11 protein-coding genes and 2 pseudogenes are annotated in these 19,023 nt (G+C 71.5%); 5 read left to right on the forward strand and 8 right to left on the reverse strand.

Features of this window, described 5'->3' with window-relative positions:
* Together ND747_RS10450 and ND747_RS10455 are read right to left on the reverse strand one after the other, a co-directional pair.
* Positions 1 to 1,026, reverse strand: a 1,026-nt coding sequence (locus ND747_RS10450; protein WP_251733310.1) for a 1-acyl-sn-glycerol-3-phosphate acyltransferase, incomplete at its 3' end; no start/stop codon positions are given.
* A 13-nt stretch (positions 1,027 to 1,039) separates the two neighbouring features.
* Positions 1,040 to 1,879, reverse strand: a complete 840-nt coding sequence (locus ND747_RS10455) for a patatin-like phospholipase family protein (protein ID WP_251733311.1) — start codon at positions 1,877 to 1,879, stop codon at positions 1,040 to 1,042.
* A 329-nt stretch (positions 1,880 to 2,208) separates the two neighbouring features.
* On the opposite strand from ND747_RS10455, the gene ND747_RS10460 reads away from it, so the two are divergent.
* Together ND747_RS10460 and ND747_RS10465 are read left to right on the forward strand one after the other, a co-directional pair.
* On the forward strand, positions 2,209 to 2,775 hold the full coding sequence (locus ND747_RS10460) for a hypothetical protein (RefSeq protein WP_251733335.1): 567 nt from the start codon (positions 2,209 to 2,211) through the stop codon (positions 2,773 to 2,775).
* A gap of 97 nt (positions 2,776 to 2,872) precedes the next feature.
* A complete protein-coding gene (locus ND747_RS10465) occupies positions 2,873 to 3,961 on the forward strand; it encodes an LLM class flavin-dependent oxidoreductase (protein ID WP_374216203.1) in 1,089 nt (362 codons plus the stop codon).
* Between the two features lie 76 nt (positions 3,962 to 4,037).
* On the opposite strand, the gene ND747_RS10470 is transcribed toward ND747_RS10465, so the two are convergent.
* Complete coding sequence (locus ND747_RS10470; protein ID WP_251733313.1) at positions 4,038 to 4,898, reverse strand: SDR family oxidoreductase; 861 nt, start codon at positions 4,896 to 4,898, stop codon at positions 4,038 to 4,040.
* A 260-nt stretch (positions 4,899 to 5,158) separates the two neighbouring features.
* A complete protein-coding gene (locus ND747_RS10475) occupies positions 5,159 to 7,252 on the reverse strand; it encodes an ATP-dependent DNA helicase RecQ (protein WP_251733314.1) in 2,094 nt (697 codons plus the stop codon).
* 276 nt (positions 7,253 to 7,528) lie between these two features.
* On the opposite strand from ND747_RS10475, the gene ND747_RS10480 reads away from it, so the two are divergent.
* On the forward strand, positions 7,529 to 8,590 hold the full coding sequence (locus ND747_RS10480) for a hypothetical protein (protein WP_251733315.1): 1,062 nt from the start codon (positions 7,529 to 7,531) through the stop codon (positions 8,588 to 8,590).
* Positions 8,591 to 8,966: 376 nt separating this feature from the next.
* Here the strand turns inward: ND747_RS10480 and ND747_RS10485 are convergent, their stop codons facing one another.
* Positions 8,967 to 9,926, reverse strand: coding sequence for a LysR family transcriptional regulator (locus tag ND747_RS10485; RefSeq protein WP_251733316.1), 960 nt, complete (start codon positions 9,924 to 9,926; stop codon positions 8,967 to 8,969).
* A gap of 94 nt (positions 9,927 to 10,020) precedes the next feature.
* On the opposite strand from ND747_RS10485, the pseudogene ND747_RS10490 reads away from it, so the two are divergent.
* A pseudogene (locus ND747_RS10490) lies at positions 10,021 to 11,016 on the forward strand (type III PLP-dependent enzyme); the annotation flags it as partial.
* Here ND747_RS10490 and leuS read toward each other — a convergent pair.
* The 3 genes and pseudogenes from leuS to ND747_RS10505 all read right to left on the reverse strand — a co-directional run bounded on the left by leuS (position 10,979) and on the right by ND747_RS10505 (position 17,230).
* On the reverse strand, positions 10,979 to 13,486 hold the full coding sequence (gene leuS / locus ND747_RS10495) for a leucine--tRNA ligase (protein WP_251733317.1): 2,508 nt from the start codon (positions 13,484 to 13,486) through the stop codon (positions 10,979 to 10,981). The pseudogene ND747_RS10490 and the gene leuS overlap by 38 nt on opposite strands.
* 322 nt (positions 13,487 to 13,808) lie before the next feature.
* Positions 13,809 to 14,789 carry an ATP-binding protein gene (locus ND747_RS29295; RefSeq protein ID WP_285900314.1) on the reverse strand — a complete coding sequence of 327 codons (981 nt, stop codon included), beginning with the start codon at positions 14,787 to 14,789 and terminating at the stop codon, positions 13,809 to 13,811.
* 174 nt (positions 14,790 to 14,963) lie between these two features.
* Positions 14,964 to 17,230 (reverse strand): annotated as a pseudogene (locus tag ND747_RS10505) (SpoIIE family protein phosphatase).
* 174 nt (positions 17,231 to 17,404) lie between these two features.
* On the opposite strand from ND747_RS10505, the gene ND747_RS10510 reads away from it, so the two are divergent.
* The coding region (locus ND747_RS10510; RefSeq protein WP_251733318.1) for a HAMP domain-containing protein at positions 17,405 to 19,023 on the forward strand (1,619 nt) is incomplete at its 3' end.

Genomic DNA, 19,023 nt, shown 5'->3' on the forward strand with positions numbered 1-19,023 from the left:
GTCGATGCCGGGTCCGGTGCCCGCGGCGGCGGCGCGCTGGGCGTCGATCCAGGCGTTCACCACCGCCCAGTGCATGGTCAGCCACTGCGTCCGTCCCGTCGCCGACCGCGGGATCTCCGCTGCCGGCACCCACCACCAGCGCAGCACCAGCGGCGTGCCGAACGGCACCGCCCGCCACACGTCCGCGGGAGCGGCGAACTCGTCCAGCCCCGCATGCGCGACGATCATCGTCGCGGCCACCGTGCCGGCCGCGAGCGCGGCGAGCACCCCGGCCGGTCGGGGCGGCAGCACCGCGTCGAGGTCCTCGGCGACCGCGGCGCGTTCCCACAGGCCACCGGCCCGCAGCCGGGCGATCAGCCGGCGGCGGCGACCCGGGGTGAAGTTCGCCCCCTCCGGAAAGATGACCAGAGCCTCCCCGGGGCGGAGCCGGGCGGCGAGGGCACCGATGCGCTCAGCCGCATCGTCCTGCGACCCGTCGTTGCGCAGGAAGCAGGCTCCGAGTCGGTTGAGCAGCAGGTCGATCGCCGGGTCGAGTTGCAGCGAGTCGAGCAGCACCAGCCGCGGCAGCAACCGGTAACGGTTCAACAGCAGGTGGACCAGCACGAACGAGTCCCCGGGCCCGGCGTGCCGGCTGAGCACCAGCACCGGCGGCGAACCGTCGGGTCGTGCTCCCTGTGGCGGTTCGGTGATCTCAAGCTCAAGCCGGACCAGCCGACGGGCCGCACCGACGAGAACCTCCAGCCCACCGCGCAGCACCACCACATGCGCATGCTCGTACCGCGCCCGGCCCAGCACCGGTCGGGCCAGCCACAGCGCGAAGGCCGTGACGATGATGACCGCCTCCGCGGTGAGGTAGAGCGCGACCATCAACGCGGCCCGCGCGAGCCGCCGGCGGCGATCCAGCAGCGGCGCCACGACCAGCCCGAGCCCGGCGACCCCGAGGGCAAGCACCGCTCCCACTGCCGCGACCGGCACGAACACCGGGTCGATCACGAACCGGCGGACCACCCACGGTGGCACACCCACAGCGCCCTCCCGCTCAGCCGACGTCGACCGGACGTGCCCGGCCGTCGGCGACGGAGTCGAGATAGGCCGTGGTCGCGACCCTCGCCTGCCGGATCCGCCGGACCAGACCGCCCGTCGAGCGGTACCGCAACGGGACGATCGGCGCGGCGCGGTCGTCACCCGCCGGCAACACGTGCACCGCCACCCCGGCCGGCAGCCGGGCCATCGCCTCGGTGAACCCGCGCCGGCGCGCGATCTCGAACGCGACCAGACCCGCCTCCCACGGCCAGCGCGGCGGTCGCAGCGGCCGCTCGATCCGTCCGACATGCAGGACGTAGACGGTTCGCGCGCCGAGTTCCACCGCCCGTCCGACCGGATTCGAATCGACGATTCCACCGTCGATGAAATGCTCGTCGCCGATGCGCACCGGCGGCAGCAACGCGGGGACCGCGCACGACGCCAGCACCGCCTCGGCCAGCGGCCCCCGGTCGAACCAGTGCGCGGCGGCCCGTTCGATGCTCGCCGCCACGCACTGGAAGCGCACCGGCAGATGCTCGATCGGCGTGTCCGGCAGATGGCTGCGCAGCAGCGCCCGCAGCCCCGCGTTCGAATGCAGGTGGCCGTGCCGCATCACCGTCGCCACCCGCCTGGCCGGCCCCCCGGTGAACACGTCGGACACCCCCAGCCCCGACCACAGATCGGTCAGCTGGTCAATGGTCGTCGCCGACGGCTCCGCCGCGATCGCCGCCCCGTTGATCGCCCCCACGGACGTCCCGACCACCAGATCCGGTCGGATGCCCGCGTCCAGCAACGCGGCCAGCATCCCGACCTCGCTCGCCCCCAACATCCCACCCCCACCCAGCACGAACGCCACCGCGCGACGACCGCCGCGGGCCGTGTCCCCCCCGTCCGTGTCCCTTCCGTCCGTGTCCCTTCCGTCCGTGTCCCTCCCCGCACCCGTGTCCTTCCCGACGCCCGGGTCCTTCCCCACACCCACGGCCTCACCCGCGCCGCTGTCCCGGCCCGTGCCCGCACCGGTCCTGCCGTCCGTGCCCGCCATCCAGGTCCTCCCGCTGCTGCCGGCCGATCGGAGCGGCCAGCGGTCGATCAGCCTGTTCCCCGCCACCGCCGCGCCAACGCGTACCACTGGATCAGCACGGGCCCACCGTCCCGCCCGCACCTGCGACGACCACAATGGCACGCATGATTACCGACGAGGACGTCGAAGAGATCGTGTACCGGGCCGCCGGCGACAGCGACCACCGTGGCGCCGCCGCCAGGCTCGAGGCCCTCGCGGACCGGACCGACGAGCACAGCGACCCGGTGACCCGTGCCTCCCTGCTCGTCGACGCCGGCAGCCAGTGGGGTCTCGCCGAGGACTGGCCTGAGGCCACCCGCTGCTACCGCGCCGCCGTCGCCGATGGCAGCGCCTGCTCCCCCGATCCCCGGGTCTGGCTGCACGACGCCCTGCTGCGCGACCACCGCACCGAGGAAGCGACGTCCCTGCGGGCCGAGCTGCGCGCCTCCCGCTCGAACGATCCCGGCGTGTACGAGGCTGTCGCCGAGTCCCTGGAGCAGGCCGACCTGCTCGCCGACGCCCACACCTGGTTCACCATGGGCTACCACCGCTGCGAGTCGGCACCGGTCCCCGATTTCCTGCTCGACCTGCTGCTCGTCGGCCGCCGCCGGGTCCGCACCCGGCTCGGCCATCCGTCCGACGAGCTGGACGACATCGCCGAGGAATACCTCAACTCCACCTCCATCGACTGATCCCGCCACCGGGATCCGATGGCCCGGAGTCCGACCGGAGTCCGACCGGAGTCCGAGCTGCGACCATCGGGCACGGGCGGGAAGAGGGAGTGGGGGGATGGTGTTGCACTCTGGCGTGAGTTTGACTCGGCGTGTACCGCTGTCTGTTCTGGATCTGGTTCCCGTCGGCGGCGGGGTGCCCGCCAGCACGGCGCTACAGGGATCGTTGGAGCTGGCCCGGCAGGCCGAACGGCTCGGCTACACCAGGTACTGGCTGGCGGAGCATCATGGGATGCCGGGCATCGCGAGTTCGGCGACGACTCTTCTGATCGGCCAGATCGCGGCAGCCACCAGTACCATCCGGGTGGGGTCGGGCGGGGTGATGCTGCCCAATCACGCTCCCCTGGCGGTGGCCGAGGCGTTCGGCACCCTGGGCACACTGTTTCCCGGGCGGATCGATCTTGGCATCGGGCGGGCCCCGGGCACGGATCCGGCCACCGCGCGGGCGTTGCGGCGCACGGCGGGGCCGTTGGCCGTGGATGACTTTCCCCAGCAGTTGTCGGAACTGACGACCTTCCTTGCCGGCGGCGAGTTTCCCGAGGGGCATCCGATGCGCGGGGTGCAGGCGTTCCCGCAGGCGCCGGTGCCGCCGATCTGGCTGCTGGGGTCCAGCGGCTACAGCGCGCAGGTCGCCGGGATGCTGGGGCTTCCGTTCGCGTTCGCGCACCATTTCAGCTCGGCGAACACCATTCCGGCGCTGGAGCTGTACCGGCGGTCGTTCCAGCCGTCACCGGGCCGGGAGCGGCCGTACGCGATCGTCGCCACCGCGGTGATGTGCGCGGACGACGACGAGCGGGCCGAGTGGCTGCACAGCCCGGTGCGCCTGGCCATGCTGCGGCTGCGCGGTGGGCGTCCGGGGACGTTCCCCTCCCCGCAGGAGGCGGCGGTCCACCCGTGGACGCCGCAGGAACGGGCGGCGGCGGACAACATCACCGCGTCGCACATCGTCGGCTCACCGCTGACCGTCCGCGCCGGTCTTGACGCGCTGCTCGATGCCACCGGAGCGGACGAGATCATGGTGGTGACGAACGCCCAGGAACCGGCCGATCGGATCCGCTGCCTCGAACTCGTCGCCGACCTCGGTGGTCTCACCCCGACCGCGGATGACCATCCAGCGACGCCGGTGGCGACGTCAGCCTCGCGCTGACGTCGCCCGCTCGCATCGACGTCGACGGACGGTCCCGCGGTCGCGGGTGAGCCGGAGCCGTGCGGCCCGGGGGTGCTCAGGTGGTGGTGCCGCTCCGGCGCAGGCGGCGGTATCGCGATGTCCTCGTCGTGCCGACCATCGCCATCGAGCCGCGACGCAGCACCCGCTCGGTGACCTGGGCGACGAGCCCGCGGGGCAGCAGCCGGGAGGCGTTGGACGTCAGGTAGTTGAGCCGTCCGTCGATCACATAGGCCTGCCCGCGCTCGAGTGCACGGAAGGCCGAGGCGATCACCTCGTCGGTGGAGCGCACCCGTCCGCCGGCGGACATCCGGGAACCGAGCGCGTCGAAGAAGCCCGTCTCCGTCGGGCCGGGGCACAGTGCGAGGACCCGTACGCCATAGCGGCGGTACTCCGCCCACAGGGCGATGGAGAAGTGCAGGACGAACGCCTTCGAACCGCCGTACACCGCCATGTACGGGACGGCCTGGAATCCCGAGGTCGACGCCGTGTTGATGATGGTTCCGCCGCCCCGGGCAACCATGCCGGGCAGGAACAGGTGCGCGATCCGTTCCACCGCCACGACGTTGAGCATGACCTGCCGGTGATCACGTTCGGCGGAGATCTCGTGGTAGGGGCCGCGGCTCCCGAACCCGGCGTTGTTGACCAGGATGTCGATGTCCAGGCCGATCTCGGCGACGGCCTTCGCCAGCGTGTCCGGGCCGCTCTCCTCGGCCAGGTCGACGGCGACGGTGTGCACGTCGACACCGTGGACCCGGCGCAGCCGCTCGGCGACCTCGCGCAGGCGGGGCTCACCCGGCGCCGCGAGGACCAGGCGTGCCCCCCGCGCCGCGTACGCCTCGGCGAAGGCCGCCCCGATTCCCGACGACGCCCCAGTGATCAGGGCGGTACTCATCTGCAGCTCCGCGTGTGCGGCCATGGTCCTCCCTGCTTGGCCGCGCGCGTGACCATGCTGCGGCGCGGCAGCGCTCTGGCGCATCGGTCCAGCGCACGGTCTGCGACACGTCCGAAGTGGCAATTATCCGGATGTTCTGGACAGAACGGATACTGACCGTCGAACGGGCAATACCGCAAGATGCGAGCCCGACGGGGGTGGCCGCAAGGGCGTAGCCGAGAGGTAGCAGCTCACCGGCGCCGCGGCCCGTCCGTCCCGGGCCGGGCCGACCACGTACGAGCCGGTCACGTACGGGCCAGCAGGGATCGCTGCTGGACGGCGGTGGCCGACAGGGTGCGGTAACCGGCGCCGTCGAACAGGACGGTGACCTGGTCGCCCTCCACCCGGACCACCTGCCCGTCGCCCCAGGCCACGTGCCGCACGGCGCATCCCGGTGGGAACGGCGGGGCAGCCGGCGCGGCGGGGTCGTCCGACTGGTTCGGTTCGACGCGTCGAGGCTCGCACGGATCGGTGCCGCGTCCCGGCGACCGGTCGGCAAGGCAGCTGTCGCAGTTCCCACACGGTTCACCCATGGTGCTCGCCGCCGAACCCGCCTCGGGGTCGACGCCGCCGACGGCCAGTTCACCGAAGTAGGCGAGCAGGAAGGCCCGCCGGCAGGTGCGGGTCTCGGCGTAGGCGCGCATCATCTCGACCCGGGAACGGTCGATGTCGGCGCGGGTCTCGGCGACGGCGAGCGCCCGGCGGGCCGCCTCCGGTGGTTCGGGGGCGGCGGGGTGGACGGCGATCCGTCCGTCATCGTGGACAACGACCGCGTCCGCATCGACGAGCAGATCCACCAGCCGCTGCAGCGTCGGGGCGCGCAGCTGCGCCGCCTGTGCGAGTTCACGCGCCGTGACCGGACCCTCGGCGTGACCGAGCAGGACGGCGACCCGTTGCAGCGCGGTCTCGTCCACCTGCCCGGCGGCCTGGAAGCGGCGCAGTCCGAGATCCTCGGGCCGGTAGAACAGGCAGGCGAGCGCCGGCTGCCCGTCCCGGCCGGCCCGGCCGATCTCCTGGTAGTAGGAGTCGAGCGAGTCGGCGACCTCGGCGTGGATGACCGTCCGGACGTTCGGCTTGTCGATCCCCATACCGAACGCCGTGGTGGCGATGACCACGTCGCAGCGGTCGGCGAGGAAGTCGGCCTCGATCTCCCGGCGGTGCGCCGCCCGCAGGCCGGCATGATAGGCGTGAGCGGTCAGGCCGAGTTCGGTGACCTCCGCGGCCAGCTCCTCGGTGGCCCGCCGGGTCGCGGCGTAGACCAGCGCGGGCTTCGCCTCGGCGGCGATCCGCTCGATCAGGCTCGCCCGTTTGGCCTCCTCGCTGGTGAACGATGCCACCGACAGCTGGATCTCCGGCCGGTCGAATCCGCTCACCACCTCGACGGTCTCCCGCATCCGCAGCCGCTCGCGGATCTCCCGGCGCACCGGCGGCGCGGCGGTCGCGGTCAACGCCACCACCGTCGGATGCCCCAGGTCCTCGATCACCTGGCCGAGCCGCAGGTAGTCCGGCCGGAACCCATGTCCCCAGGACGCCACGCAGTGCGCCTCGTCGACGACGAACAGGGACGGCTTCGCCTCGCGTAACGCCGCCCGGACGTCATCACGAGCAAGCTGCTCCGGCGCGAGAAACAGAAACTCGGTCTGCCCCTGGCGGACCGCGTCGAACGCCGCCCGCCGCGCCGCCGCACTCGCATCCGAGTTCGCCGCCACCGCCGGCGCCACCTGCCCCGACGCGGACGCCGCGCCCGACGGTTCGCCCCCCGAGGCTTCGGCCTCCGGCGGTTCGCCCCTCGAGGCTTCGGCCTCCGGCGGCTCCGTGGCGGCTGGCTCCGCGGCTGGGGCCAGCAGAGCCGACAGGCGCTCGGTGAGACTGCGGACCTGATCGCGTTGCAGGGCGATCAGCGGCGAGACGACGACCGCCGGCCCGGCCAGCACCAGCGCGGGGATCTGGTAGACCGCCGACTTGCCACCGCCGGTCGGCAGCACGCACAGGGTGTCCCGCCCCTGGACCACCGCCCGCATCGCCGCCAGCTGTCCATCGCGCAGCTGCGGGAAGCCGAACCCCTCCCGGGCCACCATCCGGATCAGCTCACCGATCTCGTCCGGCTCCCCGTCCGCAGGCTCCCCGCCGGCCCCGGCCGCGCCACCGCCACCAGCCCCGTCACCAGCCCCGTCACCACCGCCACGGCCCTCGTCGCCGCTGACATCGCCGCCGGCCACATCGCCGGCAACGGCATCGCCGACGAGATCACCCCCGGGGTCGGACGGGCTCAGGCCCGAGCGGCGCCGGCGACGAAGCCAGATGGTCAGGAGTCTCGTGGTGCGATCACGACGGTTCATGGTGCCGGCGGACGTACCCCGCGATCACCAAACACCACCCTCGACGGACCACGAAGATGACAACAGCGACACAACATGGCCAGCCCGGACCCTGTTCCCATCGACGACCTCCATGGCGATACAGACCGCGTCAACAGCGCCGACACGCCGCCTCCGTCAGATCATCTCCCCCATGTGGCTCCTCAAAGTATCGGATCAGTTACTGTCTCGCCACATAGGGCGGTCGTCACGAGAGGAAATGTTTCGATGCGTAGCCGGAGGTTTCGACATCTGGCGGTGCCCCTCGTTGCACTGGTGGTGATGACCGCCGTCGCGGTCGTGCTCGTCGGCCAGCTGACGGACGGGCTCGACGGAAACCGGCGTGCGTCGGGACACGGGACGGCCCTCGTTCCCGCGGCCACCGGCGCCCAGCGGGAGGCACTCGCGGATGCCATCCGTCCGGTACCGGCCACACCGACCGGCAAGCTCCGGTTCGGGCTCGGCCCCGCCCTCGACAGCGCGCAGACCTCAACTCTGGCCGGCGACCTCGACTTCTACAGCACCTGGTTCAACGGTCCGAACGACCTCGACTTCCTGCGCAGGTGGAAGGCCGATCTGATCCCCCAGGTGTACCGCTCGGGCCACGGCATCCATCTCATCGTCTGGCTGGACGGAACCGGCTCGATGGGCACTCTCTCCACCCCGCACGGCCAGGCCTGCGGCCGGGACTACCCGCTGTCGAGCGCGTTCCTGGCCGATGCCCGCGAACTCGCCTCGATCTTCGCCGGCCCCGCGGACGGTCCGGCGCTGTACGTCACCCTGTTCACCGAGTTCCAGACCTACCCGTGCCAGACCAACTCCTGGGCCGCCAGCCCCGAGACGACCAACTACTACCTGACGCTCAAGGACCAGTACCTTGCCGCCCTGCAGATCTTCCATGCCGACGCGCCGAACGCGCGGGTGTCGCTCGGCTGGGGCGGCTGGCAGCAACGCTGGGACGATCCGGTCATCGGCGGCGGGAAGTCGATGCTGCCCTACTTCGCCGACGTGATGCGGGCCTCGGACTTCCAGAGTTTCCAGGCGATGGGCAACGATCCGAATGCCGCCGACGTACGGGACATGACCGCCGCCCTGGGCCAGTACGGCCCGGTCATGCTGGCCCACTACAAGTCCGAGTCGCAGGCGACGTGGGAGTCCGACATGCACGCGCTGCTGTCCGGCGACGCGGTCCGCCAGCTCAGCGCCGCCGGCCTGTTCGCCTTCAGTTTCATGGACCAGAACAACATCAACGCCTCCCCCGACGCCCTGGCCCTCACCCGCGGCGCCCTCCAGAGCCACGGCGTTCACTCCCCCCTGTGACCACCCGGAATCCACCCGTCCGCCCGCCCGTCCGCCCGCCCGCCCGTCAAAATCCGGCCGGTCGCAGCGCCCCTACCGACCCGCTGGGGCGCTGTCCACGAATGTTCCCGGCTGTCCACGAATGTTCCCGGCCAGCGCCCTGACAGCTGTCGCTGGCCGGCGCCCGTCGTCGTCCACTGGTGCCCTTCGGTGTTTTCCGGGGGCCATCCGATGTCGCGTTACCCCGCTGGGCCGGTCTCGACGGCCGACATCGCCGCCGTCACGGGCCGTCGCAGACGCCGGCGGCCCGGTGGTACGGATGGGCGGCCAGCTCGCGGCGCCGCAGGCACACGGTCTCCGCGTCCTGGCGCACCCTGCCCCCACAGATCCTGGTCTCCTATCCGGAGTGCACGGCCCACGCCTCGCCTCCCCGAACGGATGCAGGCGCGTCATACGGGCTGGGGGAACGAGCCGCGGCGACCAGGGCGGCGAGGACGGCGGACAGGTGGGGGGCCTGGTGGGAACCGCGGCGGACGGCGGCGAAGATCGGCCGGATCGGTACGGAACCGGCGATGGGACGTAGCACCACCTGGTCGGTCGAGGACAGCCCGGCAAGCCGCGGCACAAGGCTGACGCCACACCCGGCAGCAATCAGGGTAAGGATCGCGACAAAGTCATCCGCATTGTGCCGAACCTGGGGAACGAAACCGGCCGCCGCACAGGCCGCATGCGCGACCTCCCGACAGGCCGTACCCGGACGACTGACGATGAACTCGTCTGCCCGAAGCGCTTCCAGCGGAACCACGGACGCCGACGCATACGGATGCCCGACCGGCAGGGCGACCTCGAGCGGATCGTCCAGCAGCGGAATCCGCAGCAGCCGGGAATCCAACGGCCGCGCCCCGGCGTGGGTGATCCCGATCGCCAGGTCGAGCTCACCACCGAGCACCTGGTCGAAACAGGCCGGCTCCGGCACGTCCGTCACCGACAGCCGCAGCCGTGGCCGGCTTTCCCGCAGCGCGAGCAGCGCCGGTGCGACGATCCCGGAGATCGCCGTGGTGAAGGCCGCCACCGCCACCGAGCCGACCCGTCCCTCGTCGAACGCGGCCAGATCCGCCTCGGCCCGCTCCAGCTGCGCGAACAGGATGTCGGCATGTTCCAGCAGGACCTGCGCCGCCGGGGTGAGCCGCACTCGCCGTCCCGCCGGGTCGAGCAGCCGAACCCCGGTCTCCTTCGCGAGCGCCGCCAGCTGCTGGCTGACCGCCGACGGGGTCAGATGCAACGCCTGTGCGGTCGCCGCGATCGTCCCCCGGCTGTCGAGCTCCCGCAGCAGCCGCAGCCGTCGAACATCGATCATGTAGTCCAGCTTAACGGTTCATCCCACAAAAAACAGATGGACTACACGACCGATGATCCCCATTCTCGGGACCATGACCTTCGCGATCCCCGCCCTGCTGACCGCCCTGACCGAGGTGCCGGAGGCGGTGATCAACGTCGAGAGCGCGGGTGAGCTGCGCCGGCTGGAGGACATCGCGGCCCGGTGCGGGCGACGGGTCACCGTGGCCGTGCGGGTGAACCCCAGCCGGGTTCACCTCACCGGCTCTCTGCAGATGGGCGGGCGCCCGAGCGCGTTCGGCATCCCGGAGCCGGAGGTGCCCGCCGTCCTCGAACTCGCGGCCGGCCTCCCCCATCTGGACGTGGCCGGGTTCCACGTCCATGCGGTCTCCGCCAACCTCGATGCGCAGGCCCATCTGGACTATGTCCACTGGTGCCTCGACTTCGCCGTGCGCACGGCCCGCACCGCCCATCTGGACCTGCGTGTGGTCGATGTGGGGGGTGGCTTCGGCGTGCCGTTCGAGCCCGATCGCCGGGGCGAGCAGCCCTTCGCCCTGGACCGGTTCGGGGAGGGGCTCAGCCGGCTGCCGGTTCCCGCCGGGCTAAGTGTGATCTTCGAACCCGGCCGGCTGCTTGTCGCCGACTGCGGCTGGTACACCGCGCAGGTGATCGATGTGAAGCGGTCGTACGGCACCGACTTCGTCGTGCTGCGGGGCGGCATCCACCACTTCGCCCTGCCGACATCCTGGGAGATCGTGCACAACTTCGCCGTGGTGAACCGCACCGCCGACGGCGACCCGAAGGGCACCGACGCCGACGCCGACGCCGACCCCAACGCCGACACCGACACCGACCCGAGGGGCACCGACCCGGCGGGGCGGGCGGTGACCGTCGTCGGGGAACTGTGCACACCGGAGGACACCCTGGCCCGCGACATCACGGTCGGTTCGGTGCGACCCGGTGATGTGATCGTCTTCCCGATGGCCGGCGCCTACGGCTACGAGTTCGCCCTCGCGGAGTTCCTCGGGCACGCCCGGCCCCGCCGGGTCGTCCTGGCGCCGACGGACGAGACGATCAGAGCACCAGGTTCACAACCCGCGGAACCCGAATGATCACCTTGCGGACGTCGGTGCCGGCGACCAGCGGCCGAATCTTCGGTGCGTCAAGGGCGAGATCCCGCAGCTCGTCCTCGGTCACGGACGCCGGCACCTCGATCCGGTCCCGGACCTTTCCGTTGACCTGAACGACGCAGGTCACGGTCTTTTCGACGAGCAGCTCCGGGTCGAAGGACGGCCAGCCGGCATCGGTGACCGACGGCTCGTTCCCGAGCAGCGACCAGGCCTCCTCCGCGGAGAACGGCGCGACGACGGACAGCATCCGCACCAACGACGACACTCCCTCACGCACGGCGGCATCCGGGCCGGGCAGGCTGTCGTGCCCCTTCTTCACCGCCGTGGTCAGCTCCATCATCCGGGCGATCGCCACGTTGATCCGCTTGCCCTCCATCGCCCGGGTCACGGCGGCGATCAGCGCGTGCACCTGCTTGCGAACCGCCGGATCACCGCCGGCCGGTGGGCCACCCGCGGGCTTTTCCGTGGCTGTCGGGTCGCCGGTTGCCGCACCGATGTCACGAGCGAGCCGCAGCACCCGGTTGAGCCATTTGATGGACCCGGCCGGGGAGACGTCGGCCCAGTCGATGTCCTCCTCGGGGGGGCTCGCGAACAGCATGGTGATCCGGACCGCGTCCGGCCCGTACTGGGCGAGCTGCTCCTGCAGGTTGACCAGGTTTCCCAGGCTCTTGCTCATCGCCCGGCCGTTCATGATGACCTGACCCTGGTTGGTCAGTCGGGTGAACGGCTCCGTGAAGGGCAGATAACCCAGGTCGTGCAGCGCCTTGGTCATGAACCGGGCGTAGAACAGATGGCCGGTGGCGTGCTCCTTGCCGCCGACGTACTCGTCCACCGGCAGCCAGGCCCGAACCCCGGCCGGGTCGAACGGGCCGTCGGTGTAGGTCGGGTTGGGGAAACGCAGAAAATACCAGGACGAGTCGACGAACGTGTCCATCGTGTCGGTGTCCCGCGTGGCCGCCGCGCCGCAGGTGGGACAGGCCACCTTCAGCCATTCGGTGGCGGACTGCAGGGGCGAGCTGCCGTCGTCGGAACGCAGTACGTAGCCGGTGGTCGGCAGCCGGACCGGCAGTTCCGCATCCGGTACCGGAACCTCACCGCAGGACGCGCAGTGAATGATCGGAATAGGCGTGCCCCAGTAGCGCTGTCGGGAGATCAGCCAGTCCCGTACGCGGAACGTCACGGCGGCCGTGCCCGCGCCGCGGGCCTCGAGATCCGCGATGACCGCGGCCTTGGCCGCCGGCACGGCCAGGCCGTCCAGCGGGCCGGAGTTGACCAGCCGCCCGTCGCCCGAGGTCGCGACGCCGGTCGTGGCCGGGTCCGGCTCGTCGGTGGCGACCACGACCCGCACGGGCAGCCCGAGCGCCCGGGCGAAGTTGAGGTCGCGCTGGTCGTGCGCGGGTACCGCCATCACGGCACCGGTCCCGTATTCGGCCAGGACGTAGTCGGATGCGTAGATCGGCACGGCGTCGCCGGTCAGCGGATTGCGGGCGGTCCGGCCGAGGGAGACACCGGTCATCGGCCGGTCGGTGGCCAGCCGCTCCAGCTCCGGGGTGGCCCGGGTGCGGGCCTGGTAGTCGGCGAGCGCGGCGGCCTGCTCCGGCGCGCACAGCTCGTCAGCCAGCGGGGAATCCGCGGCGACGACGAAGAAGGTCGCCCCGTACAACGTGTCCGGACGGGTGCTGAACACCCGGACGGGCTCGTCCCGCCCGTCGACGGTGAAGTCGATGTGGGCGCCGACCGAGCGGCCGATCCAGTTGCGCTGCATCGCCAGGACGTCGTCCGGCCAGTTGCCCTCGAGCTGGGCCATGTCGTCCAGCAGGCGCTGGGCATAGTCAGAAATGCGGAAGAACCACTGGGTGAGTTTCCGTTTGATGACCTCGGTGCCGCACCGCTCGCATTTTCCCTGGATGACCTGCTCGTTGGCGAGCACGGTCTTGTCGGTCGGGCACCAGTTCACCGGGGCCGCCTTGCGATAGGCGAGACCCTTCTCGAACATGCGCAGGAAAATCCACTGGTTCCAGCGGTAGTACTCGGGATCGGAGGTGTGCAGCCGGGTGCGCCAGTCGAAGGAGATACCGAGCCGCTTGAACGACTCGGCCTGCACGTCGATGTTCTGGTACGTCCACTGGGCCGCATCCAGGTTTCGGCGCAGTGCTGCGTTCTCCGCCGGCAGACCGAACGAGTCCCAGCCGATGGGATGGACCACGGCGGCGCCGCGCAGCCGCTCGAACCGGGCGATCGCGTCGCTGATGCTGTACACCTCGGCGTGGCCCATGTGCAGGTCCCCGGAAGGATAGGGGAACATGCTCACGACATAGCGCCGCCGCTCGTCGTCGCCCGCCGGGAGGAGGTCGGCCACTTCGAAGGAATGCCGGTCCTGCCAGAGCTTTATCGTGGCCTCGTTGTCCACGGACGGTTCGAAGACGTCGGTGGTGGTGTCGTTCTGCGCCATGTAACAGTCCTTGTCGGGGGAGTCGGCCGCACCGACCCGCACATCCATCCGCTACCGAGGTGATCGGCCGGAAATCATTTTTCCATTGACCGTGGCTGTTTTTTGTTGGCTATAAATCCCACCGGATCTCGCGACTCCCGACCTGGAGCGCAAGTATACCCGCAGGCCAAAGACACGGTTTGCCGCGCGTCGGTGCGCGCCAGCCGGTGGAGCACGCGGCGGCCGGGAGAGCCGTGCCGGTGGGTGCGGACCGTGGACGGGTGCGGACACCTGGCCGGGCGCCAGGGCCCGGCCGGGTACCGGACTCGAGGCGATCCAGGGTTCAGAGCAGCCGGGTGACGATCGTCGGATCCGGGGCGGTGCCGTCGTGGGTGTCCTGGGCGCTGCGGGTCGTCTCCCGGGTGCCGTGGCCGTCCCGGCCGTCGTGGGCTGCGCGGGCGTCCCGGCCGGGGCGAGCCGACGCACCGCGGGGATCGGCGGTGCCGCGGGTGCGGGTCGACAGCGGCCGTGCCGGGTCCGTCAACAGGCCCGTGGCGAGCAGCGTGGTGTGGGGGCCGGGAAAGGACGCGGCCGACCGGCCGGACACCGAAGCCCCCGAGGCGACCACGGCGGTCGGTGGCGGGCCGGGCGGCACCGGCACATCGTCGGGGCGGATGCCGCCGGGGGAACGATCGGTGGTGCGCACCGCCGACGGCGCCGCGGACGTGGTCGCCGCATCCGGAGCGGACGTGTCCGGATCTGCCGGGGGCGACGCCGACGGCGACGGTGTGACCGGACCAGGCGACGCGGCCGCGCCGTCCCGCGTGCCCTCCTGCACGGGGGCGACCCGCGTGCCGGAGCCGGACCGGGTGGCCGGATCGGAGGTCGCCCCGGGCACCGGCAGGTCGAACCAGAGGTACTTGCCGGACTCGGCGGCCACGGTTCCCCAGCTGCCGGCGAGGGCGTCGAGCACGAGCAGGCCACGACCGCCCTCGGCGTCGGCGGCGGCGACGCGACGCTGTGGCAGGACGGTGGACGTGTCCGACACCGAGGCGTGGATCAACCCGGGCCGCATCTCGATGAACAGCCACAACGGCGGCTCGCCGTACTTGACCGCGTTCGTCACCAGCTCACTGACCAGTAGCTCGGCGGTGCTGCGGACGTCCTCGGGGATCGAGGCCAGCCGCATGCCCTCACGCAGGACACGGCGTGCCTGCGGGACGGCCGAGGGAAGGTACGGAAGCTCGGCGAGAATATGGGTTGCGGGTGGGCATCGCGTCGTCGTCTGCCGCACCACGTCCATCGGAACCGAAGACGCGCTCATCGACCACCAAGCCTGAACAACGAGGACATCGAGGTGAGGTGTACCCGCCGGAGCCGGATTGAAGCGTCGGTATCCGGATCGCCTGGATTACCCCGATGCCAGGCGGGCATCTGAACCTGTTCGGCCCCGTTGAGCTGGGCCGATGCCGCGAACTGGGGGCTGGCCACCGGTGGGCTACCCGGGCACGCGGGCGACGAGGATCGCAACGTCGTCGCGCAGGTTGCCGCCGGCGAAGCGTTCGGCGACGGTGCGCACCCGGTCGGCGATGCCCTGCGCGGACAGTCCGGCGCAGTCGTTGACCGCGGCCAGCAGCCGGTCCTCGCCGAGCAGCTCGTTGCCGTCTCTGGCCTCGATGACGCCGTCGGTGTAGAAGATCAGCGCCTCGCCGGGGCTCAGCGTGACATCGATGGCGGGGAAGGAGACCTCGTCGTCGTCGAGGACACCGAGCAGCGTTCCGGGCCGACCGACGAGGACGGCCTGCCCGTCCGCGCGCAGCACGACCGGCTGCGGATGGCCGGCGAGGAACAGCCGCAGCCGCACCTCCGCCGCGCCGCCACCGGCCGGGTCCGACCGCGACGCCAGGATCTGCTGGGACGGCAGGGACGGCACGGGGCCGAGCACGGATGCCGCGGCCAGGGTGCAGAAACGGCCCTGACCGTTCGGGTGGGACGAGGCGGCGTCGCGCAGCGTCCGGTTCAGTTCGAGCAGGACCTCGCCGAGGTCGGTGCCGCGGCCGGTGAGCAGGCGCAGGACGGCCCGGGCCACCCCGGTGACGGTGGCGGCCTCAGCGCCCTTGCCGCAGACGTCGCCGATCGCGATCGTCCAGCCCAGCGGCCCCACAGCAGGTCGAAGAAGTCGCCGCCGACGTCGAGGCCGGCGGACTGGGCGGCGCCGTAGGCGGAGCCGAGGTCCAGACCGGTGATCTGGGGCAGATCGGGGGGTCGCAGCCCGGCCTGCAGGGTGCCGGCGAGCTCCACCTGCCGGCTGTAGAGCCGGGCGTTGTCAATGGCGAACGCGGCCCGGCGGGCGAGATCGGCGAGCAGATCGATCTCGTCCGCGGCGAACGCGTTGCCCTCCGGACGGCCCAGGGCCAGCACGCCGAGCACCCGGCGGCGGGCCCGCAGCACCATGACCAGCGCTGGACCGCCGAACGCGGCCAGCGAACGGGCCCGGTCACCGCTGGCACCGCGTACCGCGGCCATCAGCGGGCCGTTCGGGTCGGCGGCCGCGTCGGCCAGCGCGCTCTCCATGCTCTCTTCGGCATGAGTGGCCTGCCACAGTGTCGGGTCGGCGTTCTCCCGATGCAGATAGACGGCGCACCACTGGGCCAAGCGGGGCACGGGCAGCCGGGCCAGCAGCGCCATCGAGTGGCCGATGTCGAGGCTGCCGGCGAGCAGATCGGACGCCTCGGCGAGGAACGACAGCATGCCGATGCGTCGTTCCTCGGCCCGGCGCATGTCGCCACCGCCGAGCGCCAGCGCCATCCAGCGGGTGGCCAGCCGCACCCGTTCGACGTCGCCGTGGACGAGCCCGGTGGGGGCCGCTGTCCACAGCAGCAGTTCACCGAGGCTGCCCTGGGTCGGGTCCAGTGGGTAAGCCAGGGCGTCGAGGTCGTCACCGAGGACGCCGAGGGTCGCCACGATCTCGACCCGTCCACCGTCTCGGCCGGGGCGGCGGACCTCGCCACCGCTGACCGCGAGCGCGTCGACGAGCTGGGCCAGCAGTTCGTTCACCTCACCCTCGGCGGTGAGGGCGCGGGCGGTGTCGCGGGCGATGAGCCGCGGCGATCGTGCCTGAGCGGGCACCACCGCACCGCCACCGGCGCCGCCAACCACCTCAGTGTCGCCAACCACCTCAGTGTCGCCAAGTACCTCAGTGTCGCCAAGTACCCCAGTGCCGCCAACCACCTCGGTGCCGCCAACCAGCCTGGCCTCGACGCCGCCGGCCAGGGCGGAGCCGCCGGCATCAGCCAGATCGGGGGCGTCGGGCGGGCCGAGCAGGAACCAGACCGTCTTGCCGCCGCGGCCGTGTTCGGTACCCCAGCTGGTGGCCAGCGCGTCCACGAGGGCGAGGCCACGGCCGTCCTCACGCAGTCCGTCGATGCCGAAGTCGGCCTCCTCGGCGAAGGCGGACGGCGGCCGAGGCACGTCGACCTTCTTCACCCGGGACATGCCGATGCGCACGGGGTGACGGTCCGCGACGCCGATGCGCACTGCGGTCCCCAGCGGGCGCACGTCGATGGTGGCCGCTGTGCCCGCGTGCACCACGACGTTCGTGACCAGCTCGGTGACCAGCAGCAGGGCGGAATCGATCAGATCATCGTCCAGTCGACCGCGTAGGGTTTCGAGTACGAACCGTCGCGCGGACCGAGGGGAGTCGGGCGTGGGCGGCAGCGTGATGGCGTGCGTCGACGTCGCCGGGCCCCCTCCTGCGCCAGTCATGTCGCTTAGTCTCTCCTGCGTTGTCCGTCGTGAGGCGGATACTGGCGGCTGGTGTCACCTGTCCACCGACGTCCGCCCCGCCGGTGCCCCATGGAGATCGCCCCCTGGTCCGGGCCGCTCCACCCGGCCTGTCGTCCGAGACGATCGTGCCGACTGAGCTCAGCTAGGAGACCGATGAGTGCCACTGACGACCACCAGTCCCCGGCCCGCCGCGATCCGACTGTGCCCGCCGACAGCGCCGATCCTGCCCGGGCCGATCCTGCCCCGTCCGGCCGTGACGCTACCGCGACCATCGTCCCCCATGCACCGCACGATCCGCATCCACCCCTCGTTGCCCACGATGGGGGGGTGTCCCGAACCTCGGCGGACGACCTGATCGCCGATCTTCTGGTCGGCCTGACCCGGCTGGGGAAGGGCGATTTCTCCACCCGGCTGTCGACGCAGGAGTCGGCCCAGGGCGGCGTCGCCGGGGAGGTGCTGCGCCGCTTCGACGAACTGGCGGCGCTGCAGGAGCGCCATGCCCGGGAGCTCGCCCGGGTCAGCAAGGTCATCCGCCGGGACGGTCGGCTCACCCTGCGGATGGAGGACCTGGGCAGCCCGGGTGGCTGGTCGGACATGACGCAGGCGGTCAACTCCCTCATCGACGACCTGGCCCGGCCGACCCACGAGGTCGCCCGGGTCATCGCCGCGGTGGCCGAGGGCGACCTGTCCCAGCATATGGCGCTGGAGATCGCCGGCCAGCCGGTGCGCGGCGAGTTCCTGCGGATCGGCACCACCGTGAACACGATGGTGGACCAGCTCTCCTCGTTCGCGGACGAGGTGACCCGGGTGGCCCGCGAGGTGGGCACCGAGGGCAACCTGGGCGGTCAGGCGAAGGTCAAGGGGGTCTCCGGGGTCTGGGCGGACCTGACCGAGTCGGTGAACTCGATGGCCGGGAACCTGACCAGCCAGGTCCGCAACATCGCCCAGGTGACCACGGCGGTGGCCCAGGGCGACCTCTCCCAGAAGATCACGGTGGACGCGCGGGGTGAGATCCACGAGCTCAAGTCGACCGTCAACACGATGGTCGACCAGCTCTCCGCGTTCGCCGACGAGGTCACCCGCATGGCCAAGGAGGTCGGCACCGAGGGCAAGCTCGGCGGCCAGGCGCAGGTGAAGGGGGTGTCCGGGGTCTGGCGGGACCTGACGGACTCGGTGAACGTGATGGCCGGCAACCTCACCACCCAGGTGCGCAGCATCGCCGAGGTGGCGGCGGCGGTGGCCCGCGGCGACCTGACCAGGCAGATCACGGTCGACGCCCGCGGCGAGGTCGCCGGCCTCGCGCACACGCTGAACACGATGGTCGACCAGCTCTCGTCGTTCGCGGACGAGGTGACCCGGGTGGCCTGGGAGGTGGGCACCGAGGGCAACCTGGGCGGTCAGGCCCACGTGCGCGGGGTGTCCGGGGTGTGGCGGGATCTGACCGAGTCGGTGAACTCGATGGCGGGCAACCTGACCAGCCAGGTCCGCAACATCGCCCTGGTGGCCACCGCGGTGGCCCGCGGCGACCTCTCGCAGAAGATCACCGTCACCGCGCAGGGGGAGATCCTCGAGCTCAAGGACACCCTGAACACGATGGTCGACCAGCTCTCCTCGTTCGCCGACGAGGTGACCCGGGTGGCCCGCGAGGTGGGCACCGAGGGGGCACTCGGTGGACAGGCACACGTGCGCGGTGTCTCCGGGGTGTGGCGGGATCTGACCGAGTCGGTGAACTCGATGGCGGGCAACCTGACCAGCCAGGTCCGCAACATCGC

Source organism: Frankia sp. R82, assembly GCF_023716925.1.
In the GTDB taxonomy this organism is placed as follows: domain Bacteria; phylum Actinomycetota; class Actinomycetes; order Frankiales; family Frankiaceae; genus Frankia.

What these genes read in the sequence shown, in the direction of transcription:
- ND747_RS10475 (WP_251733314.1), bottom strand. Translation starts at nt 7,252, where the DNA reads ATGAACCGTCGTGATCGCACCACGAGACTCCTGACCATCTGGCTTCGT.
- leuS (WP_251733317.1), bottom strand. Translation starts at nt 13,486, where the DNA reads ATGGCGCAGAACGACACCACCACCGACGTCTTCGAACCGTCCGTGGAC.
- ND747_RS10460 (WP_251733335.1), top strand. Translation starts at nt 2,209, where the DNA reads ATGATTACCGACGAGGACGTCGAAGAGATCGTGTACCGGGCCGCCGGC.
- ND747_RS10465 (WP_374216203.1), top strand. Translation starts at nt 2,873, where the DNA reads ATGGTGTTGCACTCTGGCGTGAGTTTGACTCGGCGTGTACCGCTGTCT.
- ND747_RS10470 (WP_251733313.1), bottom strand. Translation starts at nt 4,898, where the DNA reads ATGGCCGCACACGCGGAGCTGCAGATGAGTACCGCCCTGATCACTGGG.
- ND747_RS29295 (WP_285900314.1), bottom strand. Translation starts at nt 14,789, where the DNA reads ATGAGCGCGTCTTCGGTTCCGATGGACGTGGTGCGGCAGACGACGACG.
- ND747_RS10485 (WP_251733316.1), bottom strand. Translation starts at nt 9,926, where the DNA reads ATGATCGATGTTCGACGGCTGCGGCTGCTGCGGGAGCTCGACAGCCGG.